This is a genomic window from Enterobacter cloacae complex sp. P40C2, from assembly GCF_014930695.1.
Taxonomy (GTDB): Bacteria; Pseudomonadota; Gammaproteobacteria; order Enterobacterales; family Enterobacteriaceae; genus Enterobacter; species Enterobacter pasteurii.
Genome location: NZ_JADBRP010000003.1, coordinates 171,004 through 184,793 on the forward strand (window position 1 = coordinate 171,004; position 13,790 = coordinate 184,793).

Genomic DNA, 13,790 nt, shown 5'->3' on the forward strand with positions numbered 1-13,790 from the left:
AAAAAGGGGCTAATAATAGCCCCTTATTCTTATCCCACTTCCGGCAGCATCCCCGCTGCAATCAATATCTGCACCAGAATAATCGCTACTCCGCAGCTAAACACCAGGCACAGCAGCGGCTTACCTCCCGCCACGCGATACCCTTGCTGCGGATGCTGCTGGCGGCTTTTCCAGGCCAGCAGGGAAGGCAGGAGCAGGGCCAGAACCGATAACGCCACGCCGGCATATCCCAGCGCCATCACAAAGCCGCGCGGGTAAAAAAGCGCGAAGGCCAGCGGCGGCAGGAAGGTCATTGCTCCCGTCTGTAAACGGCCGGCAGCAGTATTGCGGCGCTGGAGCAGGTCCGCCATGTAGTCAAACAGGCCGAGCGCCACCCCGAGGAAGGAGGTAGCCAGCGCCAGATCCGCAAACAGATGCACCGCCAGCTCTACGTGCGTAGAAGCCACCACGTTGCGCAGGGCAACCAGGAAGCCGTTCAGCCCGGAGTGCTCCGCCATCAGGCCAACAAAGGTTGTGGAGTCAATGCTGCCCAGCGTTACCAACTGCCAGAAAAGGTACGCAATCAGCGGTATGGCGCTGCCGATGATAAACACGCGGCGCAGCTTGCGGATATCGCCGTTCATATAGCTGACGATGCTCGGTACGCTGCCGTGAAAACCGAACGAGGTGAAAATGACCGGGATCGCCGAAAGCGCCAGGCCTTTCTCCAGCGGCATGGCGAGCAGGTTGATCTTGTGGACGTGCGGCGCCAGCAGCACCAGCATCGCAGCCAGAAAAAGGATTTTGGCGCTGAACAAAAAGCGGTTAAAGAGATCGACCAGCGACGTTCCGGCGCAAACCACGCCGCCGCCAGTCAGCGTAAAGGCAATGGCGCCCGTCTCCGGCGAAATCGATGTCCCGAAGCCGTCATTGATGCTTGACGCAATCAGCTCTCCGGCGCCGCTAATATAGGCGGCAGTCAGCGCGTACATCAGGAACATCATGCTAAAACCGGCGATCCACTGCCCGTAGCGTCCAAGGTAGCGTGCCGCCAGCGAGCCCAGGCCGGTATCGGCGGGGACGTGCTGATAGACTTCCAGCAGCAGCAGCGCGGTGTAACACATCAGCGCCCACAGGCCGCCCAGCAGCAGTACGGTTACGCCAAACCCGACGCCCGCGGCAGCCAGCGGCATGGCCAACATTCCTGCGCCAATTGTCGTTCCGGCGACGATAAAAATACTTCCCAGAGTTCTGTTCTTCACGCTTTCCTCTACAACCCTTCGATACCGCAACCTATTCTGCGGCGCAGAGTAAGGGAAAAGCCCCATCTCGTCAAATCACCGTTACATAGGGTGTAATGATTAATTTACAAAAAGAAAAGGGGAACCTGCGCCAGCGCAAGGCGCGTGGCTGAGGAAGCGTTTAGTCTGCCTTTTATTTGCGAGAGGTAACCATGTCAATTCACGGACACGATGTGCTTAATATGATGATTGAATCGGGTGAACGCTATACGGAGCAAAGCCTGGTGGCGGCGATAGGTGCCCGCTTTGGCGAAGATGCGCGGTTCCATACCTGTTCGGCTTCGAATATGTCAGCGGCGGAGCTGGTGGCGTTTCTGGCGGCGCGGGGAAAATTTATTCCGGAAGAAGAGGGTTTTTCTACTCACGAAAGTAAAATATGCCGCCATTAAATAAAACGGTGCTGACGGGTCAGCACCGTTTTAACATTAATTCTGCGCGTCGAGGGTCGACAGCTCTTTATCAATAAAGTACAGACCTTCACCGGATTTACCCGCCAGAGATAATTTATCCAGGACGGATTTAAACAGTTTCTCTTCTTCGTGCTGTTCAGCAACATACCACTGAAGAAAATTAAAGGTTGGATAATCCTGGCTGGTCATCGCCGCATGAGCCAGTTCATTAATTTTTTGGGTGATCAGCTGTTCATGCTCGTAGGTGGCGCGGAACAGTTCATCCAGAGAGCCGTATTCGGCGAAAGGCGATGCCACGTTGTCAATGCGCGGCAGGCTGCCGGTATCCGTAAGATAATCAAACAGACGCTGCATGTGCGTCATCTCTTCCTGAGCATGGCGACGCAGGAACGCGGCCGCACCTTCAAAGCTGTGATAGCTGCACCAGGCGCTCATCTGCTGGTAAAGGAGGGATGAAAAAAGCTCAAGGTTCATTTGCGCATTGAGCTTTTCAATCATTTCGGTTTTTAGCATGGTGCAGCTCCGGTTTATTATTACTGGTTCACGATGAGCGACACTATAATTTGTTATTTAATTATTTGCAAAAAGTAAAATAAATATCTCTTTATTAAAAATACGAATGGGAATAACACGCATTGCCACTCTTTATATTAATTAATGAGAATTGTTTTTGTTCTTATTAAATAGGCTGCCAGCGTGGCTGGCAGCACCCGTTAATACCATGGGTTCTGGTTTGCGGAGGTAACGGCATATCCCATGCATTTGTACTGAATGGTCACGCTTTCGTTCAGACAGAGCGAGCCGCTGATGAGGGTGCAGGTTTTTATCGGCTGCCCGTAGGCGGACGCGGTGGCATACCCCATGTTTTGACAGGCTTTGGCTGCCGTACCGTTATTCACATAGTCGTCAGACCAGGCGTTCTGAAGCAGCGCCTGACCGTAGTCGAGGCGCACAATCCCGTTCGGGGCGTCTACACTGCTTATCTCCGCCTGACGGTTAATGCTGCACCCCGCGAGCATCAGGATCGTTGCGGCCAGGATTACTCTTTTCATAGTTAACTCTGCATGACGGGAAATACGCTATTGTAAGCCGATCCGCAGGCCGCAATGGGCGGAATAGCCGGAAGATCTCCCCTTACACTTCGCAACGAACCGGGCCAGCTCGCCAAACTGTGAGCGCATCTTTGTTTTTTAAAACAAGTTTTCACTTAATTTGAAAGTGCGTTTGTTTGATAGTAAGGTTAAGGTGAAAAGCTATCCACAGCGGGAACGCCCGCCATGCATTCAGGAGAGACAAGATGAAAATTGCACTGATGATGGAAAACAGCCAGGCCGCTAAAAATGCCATCATCCTTAATGAGCTGAAGGCCGTTGCCGATGAGAAAGGTTTCCCGGTCTATAACGTCGGTATGAGTGATGAAAACGATCACCACCTTACCTATATTCACCTTGGCATCATGGCGAGCATTCTGCTCAATTCAAAAGCCGTCGATTTTGTTGTGACCGGCTGCGGAACCGGGCAGGGCGCGCTGATGTCCCTGAACATTCATCCAGGCGTAATTTGCGGCTACTGCATCGATCCTGCTGACGCGTTCCTGTTCGCGCAGATCAACAACGGCAACGCGCTTTCCCTGCCGTTCGCGAAAGGCTTTGGCTGGGGCGCTGAACTGAACGTGCGCTTTATCTTCGAGAAAGCGTTTACCGGGCGCAATGGCGAAGGCTATCCACCAGAGCGTAAAGAGCCGCAGGTGCGCAACGCCGGTATTCTAAACCAGGTGAAAGCGGCGGTGGTGAAAGAAAACTATCTGGATACCCTGCGTGCCATCGATCCCGAGCTGGTTAAAACCGCCGTTTCGGGCCAGCGCTTCCAGCAGTGCTTCTTCGAGAACTGTCAGGACAAAGAGATTGAAGCTTTTGTCCGCGCCATTGTTGGCTGATTCCGCTTTGCCGGGCAGGGCTATACCTGCCCGTCATGCCGCATTACGTTTTTGAAGATACCGCGCTGCCCGCATCCCGTGCCAGGCGCAGCGTGTCATCCCTCCCTGCTGACGTATCAGCAATCGCCACTTCATCCCTTGCGTTCCTTCCTGTTCAAAAAATTTTATAAAAATTTACTGGAATTTATAAGCCCGTAACCTGCGGATTTATCGCTACTTTTTTTAACATTCCCGCCGCAATGCAGTCTTTCTGAGTGTGATGCGCGTCACAAAATGGTTGATTTTTGTGATGGTGGTCATATTATAAGCGTGTCGACAATAACACCTGCATAACACGTTACTGGAGCAACACGATGAAACTGCGCAAAATCCTGAAAAGCATGTGGGCTAATTACTGCACAACTTTCAAAGACGTCCCACCGGGCGCGATGTTCTGATAAAAAAACCTGCTTCGGCAGGTTTTTTTACGTCTGCGTACGACGAGAGGGAGATGGAAGGGTCTCTGTTTTGCTACTATGGCGGCCTTTGAATAAGGAGAATCCCCATGTCACAAAATCTGAGCGCCGATCAGGAACTGGTATCTGACGTCGTCGCCTGCCAGCTGGTCATCAAACAGATCCTTGACGTAATTGACGTTATCGCGCCGGTAGAAGTACGCGAAAAGATGTCGACCCAGCTGAAAAACATCGATTTCACCAACCACCCCGCCGCGGCTGACCCGGTTACGCTCCGCGCAATCCAGAAAGCTATCGCCCTGATTGAGCTGCGCTTCACGCCGCAGGGTGAATCGCACTAGGTAAACCGAAATCAGACCCCCTTTCTGATTTTACGCCGAAGGGCGACAGAGCCTGTCGCCCGCAGAAAGATCAGAAGAACGTCTGCACCAGCAGATAGCTCACCACGCAGGCGCAGCTCACGCCAATCAGCCCCGGCACGATAAAGCTGTGGTTGATGATGAATTTACCGATGCGGGTCGTGCCGGAACGATCGAATCCGATACAGGCCAGATCGCTCGGATAGGTTGGCAGCACGAAGTAGCCGTACGACGCCGGGAAAAAGGCAACCAGCATTTTCGGATCGATACCCAGCATCAATCCCATCGGGGCGACGGCGGTTAAGGCCGCAGCCTGGCTGTTGACCAGTTTCGAAACCAAAAACAGCACGATGGCGTACGTCCACGGATGACTTTTCACTATCCCCTCCAGCGCCATTTTCAGCTCGTCGAGATGCGCCTGGAAAAAGGTATCGCTCATCCACGCCACGCCGAACACCGAGAAGATCGCGACCATCCCCGCCTTAAACACCGCCCCGTTTGAAATCGCCGACGCATTTACCCTGCAGGTCATCAGCATTACGGCACCGGCAATCAGCATCATCATCTGTATGACAAGGTTCATCGACAGGGCGGTCATTTTGCCTTTGATTTCAAAGGCCGGACGCAGCGCTGGCAGCGCTCCCAGCAGCACCACTACGGCAATACCGGCGAAGAAGATCCACGTTGACCAGTAAGCCTGTTTCGGGAAGCGCTGATTCATCAGCGTCTCCGTTCCACCATAAATAAACTCCCGCTGTTTCGGATCGTTCAGTTTTTCCTGAAACTCCGGATCGTCTGCCAGATCTTTTCCGCGGCGTAAGCTCCACAGCGCGGCAATGGCAACCCCGGACAGCGAGGCCGGCACGGAGACGGCCAGAATTTCGAGGATCCCCCATCCGTGGCCAATACCGTGCTGCGCACCCAGAATGGAAACCAGCGACACGACGGCGACGGAGACGGGAGAGGCGGTGATGGCCATCTGAGACGCCACCGAGGCGACCGCCATTGGGCGCTCCGGGCGAATGCCCTTTTTTAGCGCGATATCCGCAATGATGGGAAACATGGTGTAGACGACGTGACCGGTTCCGCAGAAAAAGGTCAGCATCCAGGTGGTAAACGGCGCGAGAAGGGTGATGTGCTGCGGATGTTTACGCAGCAGGCGCTCCGCAAACTGCATCATCACATTCAGGCCACCGGCGGTCTGGAGCGTGGCGGCACAGCCGATGACGGCAAGGATGGTGAGCATTACGTCCACCGGGGGTTTACCGGGCTGTAGCCCGAAAACGAAACTCAAAATAAACAGGCCGATGCCGCTTATCAGCCCAAGCCCCATGCCGCCGAAGCGTGTGCCCGTCAGCAGGCAGAGGATAATGACAATAAACTCAATGGTGATCATGCTGCTCCCTCGTCAACGATTGTAATTAACAAATCATTACACGTTGTGTGGTTATTCATTGGGAGCGAGATCGGATTTGTTAAATGTCAGCAAAAGCAGGCAGTTGATACCCGCTTCCGGGCGGAAGCGGGCGAGACGGGCTTAGTGGTGTTGAACGGTGGCGAGGTCGAGAAGATGGCGGTCCGTCTGCTCCAGACCAAGACCCGCGCGTTTTGCATTGCGGATCTCATCTGCGAGCGTTTTCAGCAGCATGCCATCCTGCTGCTGCTCTTTATCCATATCACGTAAGAATTTGAGGGTTGCGATGTCCTGCTGCGCCATGGCTTCATCGGCCAGCTTGCTCAGCCTTGCACAGCGCTGCTCATACTCTTCCAGCGTTTTCTGGAACAGTTCTTCCAGCGAAGAGTAGTTATCTTCAATCGTTTCAAGCTCTTTGACGGTGGGATTTGCACCAAGCGCCTTCAAAAAGTTAAACACGCGCATCATATGCGTGACGTTACTTTGCGCCTGTGAACGAAAGAAGGTGGCAGTGCCGTTCAGGCTTTTTCTGGAACACCACGCGCTCAGGTGCAGATGCAGATTGGAAGCGTAAAACTCCAGGTTCATCTGGGCGTTGAGTTTTTGCATCATCGTTGGGGTAGTCATACTAATATCCTTATTGACTGTTGGACATGATGTCCGCTACTTAACCTGACCCGGCAGGTATTGACGACTGAATGGCAGAATAAATTTTCTGCAAGGTGTAAGCGTTCGAATATTCACTTCCTGTGTTCGATACGAATAAGCATACGCTTCTCTTTCGCTTAAGAAAACTCTTAATTGGGCTGTGTTTACCATACATTACAAAATTAAATATAGTTGAGAATTATAAACAGGTAAACAAATGTACCATCAGTTAACCTGTTGATATTAGTAATTTATAATAACATTTCGCTCATTTCTGTCGTTTCGGGAAACGTTCTTTGGCGAGAAATTCTGTGAAAGAGTTAAAATGGATTTAATATTCATGAATATATCCTGCCGCTGCTAATTTGAGCTAAATCAATTTTTATTAAATATACCGTTCTGTGATCGCGTCGTAAGATTGCCATCCGGTAAATGATGAAAATGAAACGATGTTTTATCTTCTTTCATTCGCTGAGGTTTACGATGGCTAAGGTTGCGGTGCTGCTGGCACCTGGTTTTGAAGAGGCAGAGGCAATTATCACCATTGATATTCTGCGTCGCCTGCAGATTGAGGTAGAAACGCTGGCCTGCGCGGCGTCGCGGGCGGTGGTGAGCTATCACAACATTCCCATGGTCGCAGACGGTACGCTAGCGGAGCGCATCGACACGCTGTATGACGCGGTGGTGTTACCCGGCGGCCCGCAGGGGAGCATGAATCTTGCGGCCAACCGCGACGTTATCCGCTTTGTTGCCGCGCATGACGAGAGCGGCAGGCTGATCTGCCCTATCTGCTCCGCGGCAGCGCGAGTCCTGGGCGGCAACGGGTTACTGAAGGGGCGGCGCTACGTCTGTTCCGGTGACTTATGGCAAACCGTACGGGACGGAGAATACGTGGATGCCCCGGTCGTTGAGGACGGCAACCTGATCAGCGGCAAAGGCCTTGGCCACGCCTTTGACTTTGCGCTGGCCCTTGCCGCGCGTTTGTTGGGAGACGACGCTCCCGTCCGCGAGCATGCCGAACACATCTATTACCCCTGGTAAACTTTCCACCGGGCGCCCGTGCGTCCGGTTAACAGGGACTCCTTAGCTGACCTTATGGATTATTCTGCTTAATCCCTCGCTATTTGTAGGACAATTCTGCCCATTTTTATGTCATTTTCCGCTGAATTTATGTACGCAATTACTGTAATTCTGCGGTGTGATGGCGCTCTCTTATGGATGATTAATTTCCCGCTAAAACTATCACCAGCACTAACGCTTATAACGAGGTAGGCGCTAATGCCTTGTTTTAAGTCCGATTAAATAAGACGTTCGTCATTATTCCCTACAGAAAAGAATGCTAAAGCTGGAGTTTACCATGCACAAATTTACTAAAGCGCTGGCGGCCATCGGCCTGGCTGCCGTTATGTCACAATCCGCTATCGCTGAAAATTTAAAGCTCGGTTTTCTGGTCAAACAGCCTGAAGAGCCGTGGTTCCAGACCGAATGGAAATTTGCTGATAAAGCCGGGAAAGATTTAGGTTTTGAGGTGATCAAAATCGCCGTGCCTGACGGTGAGAAAACGCTGAACGCCATCGACAGCCTGGCGGCCAGCGGCGCGAAAGGTTTCGTTATCTGCACGCCGGATCCCAAACTGGGTTCCGCCATTGCCGCGAAAGCGCGCGGCTACGATATGAAAGTGATCGCCGTGGACGATCAGTTCGTGAATGCCAAAGGCAAGCCGATGGATACCGTACCGCTGGTAATGATGGCGGCAACCAAAATCGGCGAGCGTCAGGGCCAGGAGCTCTATAAAGAGATGCAGAAACGCGGCTGGGATGTAAAAGAGACCGCCGTCATGGCCATCACCGCGGACGAACTGGATACCGCGCGTCGTCGTACCACCGGGTCCATGGACGCGCTGAAAGCCGCAGGTTTCCCGGAAAAACAGATCTACAAAGTGCCTACCAAATCTAACGATATCCCCGGCGCCTTTGATGCGGCGAACTCCATGCTCGTTCAGCACCCTGAGGTGAAGCACTGGCTGGTGGTCGGCATGAACGACAACACCGTGCTGGGTGGCGTACGCGCAACCGAAGGACAGGGCTTTAAGGCGCCGGACGTGATCGGCATCGGCATCAACGGCGTTGACGCGGTGAGCGAACTCTCCAAAGCGCAGGCGACCGGCTTCTACGGCTCTCTGCTGCCGAGCCCGGACGTACACGGCTATAAATCCAGCGAGATGCTTTACAACTGGGTGACCAAAGGGGTTGAACCGCCGAAATTCACCGAAGTGACCGACGTGGTGCTGATCACCCGCGATAACTTCAAAGAGGAGCTGGCGAAAAAAGGACTGGGCGGTAAGTAATACGCTGTGATTGTGCCCCTTACGCGCCGTGAGGGGCCAGACGTACACACTACAGGAATCACGGAGTCGTTATGCAACAGTCTGATCCGTACCTCTCTTTCCGCGGCATCGGTAAAACGTTCCCCGGCGTAAACGCGCTGACCGATATCAGCTTCGACTGCTATGCCGGACAGGTTCACGCCCTGATGGGGGAGAACGGCGCGGGAAAATCCACGCTGTTAAAAATACTCAGCGGCAACTACACGCCCACCACCGGCACGCTGGCCTTGCGTGGCGAAGAGGTGGCCTTTGCCGACACCACGGCGGCGCTGAACGCCGGGGTCGCCATCATCTATCAGGAGCTGCACCTTATTCCTGAGATGACCGTGGCGGAGAACATCTATCTGGGCCAGCTTCCGCACAAAAGCGGCGTGGTTAACCGCTCGCTGCTCAACTATGAAGCGGGCCTGCAGCTGAAACACCTCGGGCTGGATGTCGATCCGCAAACGCCCCTTAAGTATCTCTCCATCGGCCAGTGGCAGATGGTGGAAATTGCCAAGGCGCTGGCGCGCAACGCCAAAATCATCGCTTTCGACGAGCCGACCAGCTCGCTCTCCGCGCGCGAGATTGAAAACCTCTTTCGCGTGATCCGCGAGCTGCGCAGGGAAGGCCGCGTCATCTTATATGTCTCTCACCGTATGGAAGAGATTTTTGCCTTAAGCGATGCCATCACCGTATTTAAGGATGGCCGCTACGTGCGCACCTTCAGCGATATGCAGCAGGTCGATCATGACCAGCTGGTGCAGGCGATGGTTGGACGCGATCTGGGGGATATTTACCACTGGAAACCGCGCGAGTACGGCCCGGAGCGTCTGCGTCTGGATAACGTCAAAGCGCCCGGGGTCCGCACGCCCGTTTCGCTCACGGTACGCAGCGGGGAAATCGTCGGGCTGTTTGGTCTCGTCGGGGCAGGGCGCAGCGAGCTGATGAAAGGGCTGTTCGGCGGCACGCGCATTACCCAGGGGCAGGTGTTTGTGGACGGGCAAAAGGTCGATATTCAGAAGCCCGCGCATGCCATTAACGCGGGCATCATGCTCTGTCCGGAGGATCGAAAGGCCGAGGGCATCATCCCGGTGCACTCGGTGCGCGACAACATCAACATCTCTGCCCGGCGCAAGTTCATCCGCGCGGGATGTCTGATTAACGATGGCTGGGAGGCGAGCAACGCGGAGCACCATATCCGTTCGCTGAACATCAAAACCCCCGGCGCTGAACAGCTGATCATGAACCTCTCCGGCGGCAACCAGCAGAAGGCCATTCTGGGCCGCTGGCTGTCGGAAGACATGAAGGTCATTTTGCTGGATGAGCCAACGCGCGGTATCGACGTGGGGGCCAAACACGAAATCTATAACGTCATCTATGAACTGGCAAAACGCGGCGTGGCGGTGCTGTTCGCTTCAAGCGATCTGCCCGAGGTGCTGGGCGTCGCCGACCGCATCGTTGTGATGCGCGAAGGTGAAATTGCCGGTGAATTGCTGCATGAACAGGCGAATGAACAACAGGCGTTGAGTCTCGCCATGCCTAAAGTTAGCCAGGCTGTCGCCTGAGTAAGGAGTCAATGATGTCCTCTGTTACTACATCCGGAGCGCCGAAGTCGGCTTTCAGTTTTGGCCGTATCTGGGACCAGTACGGCATGCTAGTGGTCTTTGCCGCCCTGTTCGTCGCCTGCGCAATTTTTGTGCCGAACTTCGCCACGTTCATTAATATGAAGGGGCTGGGGCTGGCGATCTCCATGTCCGGCATGGTGGCCTGCGGCATGCTGTTCTGCCTGGCTTCCGGCGATTTTGACCTGTCGGTCGCCTCGGTAATTGCCTGTGCCGGCGTCACCACCGCCGTGGTCATCAACATGACCGAAAGCCTGTGGATCGGCGTATTTGCCGGGCTGATGCTCGGCGTGCTGAGCGGCCTGGTGAACGGGTTTGTGATTGCGCGCCTGAAGATCAACGCCCTGATCACGACGCTTGCAACCATGCAGATCGTGCGCGGTCTGGCCTATATCATCTCCGACGGTAAGGCGGTTGGGATTGAAGACGAGCGTTTCTTCACGCTGGGCTATGCCAACTGGCTGGGCCTGCCGGCGCCAATCTGGCTGACGGTAGCCTGTTTGATCCTGTTCGGTTTCCTGCTTAATCGCACCACCTTTGGCCGTAACACCCTGGCGATTGGCGGTAATGAGGAAGCGGCGCGCCTGGCGGGCGTCCCGGTCGTGCGAACCAAAATCATCATCTTCGTGCTTTCCGGGCTGGTATCGGCGGCGGCGGGGATTATTCTGGCGTCCCGCATGACCAGCGGTCAGCCGATGACCTCTATCGGATATGAGCTGATTGTCATTTCTGCGTGCGTTTTGGGGGGCGTTTCCCTCAAGGGAGGCATCGGAAAAATCTCATATGTGGTGGCGGGTATCCTGATTCTGGGGACCGTGGAGAACGCGATGAACCTGCTTAATATTTCGCCTTTCTCTCAGTACGTCGTTCGCGGCCTGATCCTGCTGGCAGCGGTGATCTTCGACCGTTACAAGCAAAAAGCGAAGCGTACCGTTTGATTCTTTTTTCATCACCGCTATGCTCAACTATTAACCATAGTTGACCCCCGGACCGGCCCGCCAGTTTCGCTGACGGGCCGGTTGCTAAATGGCGAGCGCCGTCACACTGTCTATACTTACATGGCTGTTTTGCTAACCGTAAGGAGGATTAGGGTGGCTGACTTGTTAACCGCACCGCCTGTACTGCCCGGAAAATTTGCTTTCTTTTTTGACCTCGACGGGACGCTCGCCGGGATTGAACCGCATCCCGATGACGTTGTAGTACCGGATACGGTGTTAGAGAATTTGCAGCAGCTCTCCCGACTGAACGAGGGGGCACTGGCATTGATTTCAGGGCGCTCAATGGCCGAGCTGGACGTGCTCGCCAGTCCTTATCACTTTCCGCTGGCCGGTGTACACGGAGCGGAGCGCCGCGATATCCATGATCAACTGCATATAGTTTCACTCCCCGATACGCTGATTCAGGCGCTGCACGCGCAACTCACTTCGGCTCTGGAAATGCTTCCCGGTACGGAACTGGAAGCCAAAGGCATGGCCTTTGCGCTGCACTACCGTCAGGCACCCCATCATGAGGCGGCTATTTTTGCGGTGGCGCGAAGCGTGGCGGACGCCCATCCGGAGCTGGCGCTTCAGCCGGGTAAATGCGTGGTCGAGATTAAACCAGCAGGGATTAACAAAGGCGCTGCCATTGCGGCGTTCATGGCGGAGCCGCCGTTCCGGGGGCGCACGCCGGTATTTTTTGGGGATGACCTGACCGACGAGGCCGGGTTTGGGGTGGTAAACCAGGCCGACGGTATGTCCGTCAAGGTTGGACCTGGCGAAACTACTGCCGCATGGCGTCTGGAAAACGTCGCCAGCGTCTGGCAGTGGATATCTGACGTCGCTAACCAGCAACAACAACAAATAGCGCAAAACAACGGGAGAAATCATTATGGGTCGCTTAGTCGTCGTCTCTAATCGCATCGCACCGCCGGATGATAAAAAAGCCAGCGCGGGTGGCCTGGCGGTCGGGGTATTAGGTGCCCTGAAAGCCGCCGGTGGCCTCTGGTTTGGCTGGAGCGGAGAAATCAGCAATGATGAGAAACCGCTAAAAAAGGTGTCACGGGGCAATATTACGTGGGCCTCCTTCGCCCTGAGCGAGAAGGACTACGATGAATACTATTCCGAGTTTTCAAACGCCGTGCTGTGGCCGGCGTTTCACTATCGTCTGGATCTGGTGAAGTTCCAGCGTGAGTCCTACGAAGGCTACATGCGCGTCAACGCGCTGCTGGCGGATAAACTGCTGCCGCTTATCGAAGAAGACGATATTTTATGGATCCACGATTATCATCTGCTGCCTTTTGCAAGGGAGCTGCGTAAGCGTGGCGTGAATAACCGCATCGGCTTCTTCCTGCATATACCGTTCCCGACGCCGGAGATCTTTACCGCGCTGCCGCAGCATGATGAGATTCTGGAAGCGCTGTCTGATTACGACCTGCTGGGCTTCCAGACGGAAAACGACAGGCTGGCCTTCCTCGACAGCGTGTCGGGTAAAACGCGGCTGGTGACGCACGGGGGCAAATCCCACACGGCGTGGGGACGGAACTTCCATACCGAAGTTTACCCGATTGGCATTGAGCCTGACGAAATTGCCGAGCAGGCCTCCGGCCCGCTGCCGCCGAAGCTTGCCCAGCTTAAGGATGAACTTAAGCACGTTAAGAATATCTTTTCGGTTGAACGACTGGATTATTCCAAAGGCCTGCCGGAGCGCTTCCTCGCCTACGAAACCCTGCTGGATAAGTTCCCGCAGCATCACGGCAAAATTCGCTATACCCAGATCGCCCCAACGTCGCGCGGGGAGGTTCAGGCCTATCAGGATATTCGTCACCAGCTGGAGACCGAAGCAGGGCGCATTAACGGGCGCTACGGGCAGCTCGGCTGGACGCCACTTTTCTATTTAAATCAGCATTTTGAGCGCAAGATCCTGATGAAGGTGTTCCGTTATGCGGACGTCGGGCTGGTTACGCCGCTGCGTGACGGGATGAACCTGGTGGCAAAAGAGTATGTAGCAGCACAAGATCCTGCTGACCCGGGCGTGCTGGTGCTGTCGCAATTTGCCGGTGCGGCGAACGAGTTAACCTCGGCGCTGATTGTAAACCCGTACGATCGCGATGACGTGGCAAATGCGCTGAACCGCGCGTTAACCATGCCGCTTGCGGAACGTATTTCACGTCATTCGGAAATGATGGAGACCATCGTGAAGAATGATATTAACCGCTGGCAGGCGCGTTTTATCGACGATTTGCGCGCGATCCAGCCGCAAAGTCAGGAAGGTGACCTGCAAAAAAAGATCGCGACATTCCCTAAACTGGCGTGATTTT

At 54.5% G+C, this 13,790-nt stretch carries 15 protein-coding genes; 10 read left to right on the plus strand and 5 right to left on the minus strand.

The features are described from left to right. Positions 1 to 29 precede the first annotated feature (29 nt). A complete protein-coding gene (gene tyrP, locus IM304_RS08510) occupies positions 30 to 1,241 on the minus strand; it encodes a tyrosine transporter TyrP (protein ID WP_148418116.1) in 1,212 nt (403 codons plus the stop codon). A 191-nt stretch (positions 1,242 to 1,432) separates the two neighbouring features. Between tyrP and IM304_RS08515 the strand changes: the two genes are divergently transcribed. Further along, positions 1,433 to 1,669 carry a YecH family metal-binding protein gene (locus IM304_RS08515; RefSeq protein WP_193354667.1) on the plus strand — a complete coding sequence of 79 codons (237 nt, stop codon included), beginning with the start codon at positions 1,433 to 1,435 and terminating at the stop codon, positions 1,667 to 1,669. 36 nt (positions 1,670 to 1,705) lie between these two features. Here IM304_RS08515 and ftnA read toward each other — a convergent pair whose 3' ends face one another. Continuing rightward, on the minus strand, positions 1,706 to 2,203 hold the full coding sequence (gene ftnA, locus IM304_RS08520; RefSeq protein ID WP_148418114.1) for a non-heme ferritin: 498 nt from the start codon (positions 2,201 to 2,203) through the stop codon (positions 1,706 to 1,708). A 200-nt stretch (positions 2,204 to 2,403) separates the two neighbouring features. Beyond that, positions 2,404 to 2,742: a YecR family lipoprotein gene (gene yecR / locus IM304_RS08525; protein ID WP_193354666.1), complete on the minus strand. Its 339-nt coding sequence runs from the start codon at positions 2,740 to 2,742 to the stop codon at positions 2,404 to 2,406. A 245-nt stretch (positions 2,743 to 2,987) separates the two neighbouring features. Here yecR and IM304_RS08530 point away from each other — a divergent pair, with 245 nt between their 5' ends. The 3 genes from IM304_RS08530 (at position 2,988) to IM304_RS08540 (ending at position 4,422) form a co-directional block, all read left to right on the plus strand. Continuing rightward, positions 2,988 to 3,626, plus strand: a complete 639-nt coding sequence (locus IM304_RS08530) for an RpiB/LacA/LacB family sugar-phosphate isomerase (RefSeq protein WP_148418112.1) — start codon at positions 2,988 to 2,990, stop codon at positions 3,624 to 3,626. Between the two features lie 353 nt (positions 3,627 to 3,979). Next, positions 3,980 to 4,063 carry a stress response protein AzuC gene (gene azuC / locus IM304_RS08535; protein ID WP_003859682.1) on the plus strand — a complete coding sequence of 28 codons (84 nt, stop codon included), beginning with the start codon at positions 3,980 to 3,982 and terminating at the stop codon, positions 4,061 to 4,063. 107 nt (positions 4,064 to 4,170) lie between these two features. Then, positions 4,171 to 4,422 carry a DUF2766 family protein gene (locus IM304_RS08540; RefSeq protein WP_003859683.1) on the plus strand — a complete coding sequence of 84 codons (252 nt, stop codon included), beginning with the start codon at positions 4,171 to 4,173 and terminating at the stop codon, positions 4,420 to 4,422. A 70-nt stretch (positions 4,423 to 4,492) separates the two neighbouring features. Here the strand turns inward: IM304_RS08540 and IM304_RS08545 are convergent, their stop codons facing one another. After that, on the minus strand, positions 4,493 to 5,836 hold the full coding sequence (locus IM304_RS08545) for an anaerobic C4-dicarboxylate transporter (RefSeq protein ID WP_193354665.1): 1,344 nt from the start codon (positions 5,834 to 5,836) through the stop codon (positions 4,493 to 4,495). 141 nt (positions 5,837 to 5,977) lie between these two features. Beyond that, positions 5,978 to 6,481 carry a non-heme ferritin-like protein gene (locus IM304_RS08550; protein WP_148418110.1) on the minus strand — a complete coding sequence of 168 codons (504 nt, stop codon included), beginning with the start codon at positions 6,479 to 6,481 and terminating at the stop codon, positions 5,978 to 5,980. A gap of 504 nt (positions 6,482 to 6,985) precedes the next feature. On the opposite strand from IM304_RS08550, the gene IM304_RS08555 reads away from it, so the two are divergent. From IM304_RS08555 to otsA, 6 genes are all read left to right on the plus strand, one after another. Continuing rightward, on the plus strand, positions 6,986 to 7,543 hold the full coding sequence (locus IM304_RS08555; RefSeq protein WP_193354664.1) for a DJ-1/PfpI family protein: 558 nt from the start codon (positions 6,986 to 6,988) through the stop codon (positions 7,541 to 7,543). Between the two features lie 316 nt (positions 7,544 to 7,859). Beyond that, the gene (araF, locus tag IM304_RS08560) at positions 7,860 to 8,849 is read left to right on the plus strand and encodes an arabinose ABC transporter substrate-binding protein AraF (protein ID WP_017384422.1); all 990 of its coding nucleotides are present in this window, start codon (positions 7,860 to 7,862) and stop codon (positions 8,847 to 8,849) included. Positions 8,850 to 8,920: 71 nt separating this feature from the next. Further along, positions 8,921 to 10,435, plus strand: coding sequence for an L-arabinose ABC transporter ATP-binding protein AraG (araG, locus tag IM304_RS08565; RefSeq protein WP_193354663.1), 1,515 nt, complete (start codon positions 8,921 to 8,923; stop codon positions 10,433 to 10,435). Positions 10,436 to 10,449: 14 nt separating this feature from the next. Further along, positions 10,450 to 11,430, plus strand: coding sequence for an arabinose ABC transporter permease AraH (araH, locus tag IM304_RS08570; RefSeq protein WP_176611195.1), 981 nt, complete (start codon positions 10,450 to 10,452; stop codon positions 11,428 to 11,430). A gap of 153 nt (positions 11,431 to 11,583) precedes the next feature. Then, positions 11,584 to 12,387 carry a trehalose-phosphatase gene (gene otsB / locus IM304_RS08575; RefSeq protein ID WP_176610019.1) on the plus strand — a complete coding sequence of 268 codons (804 nt, stop codon included), beginning with the start codon at positions 11,584 to 11,586 and terminating at the stop codon, positions 12,385 to 12,387. Next, a complete protein-coding gene (otsA, locus tag IM304_RS08580; RefSeq protein ID WP_193354662.1) occupies positions 12,362 to 13,786 on the plus strand; it encodes an alpha,alpha-trehalose-phosphate synthase in 1,425 nt (474 codons plus the stop codon). The genes otsB and otsA overlap by 26 nt, the downstream gene beginning before the upstream one ends. The last annotated feature ends 4 nt before the right edge of the window (positions 13,787 to 13,790 follow it).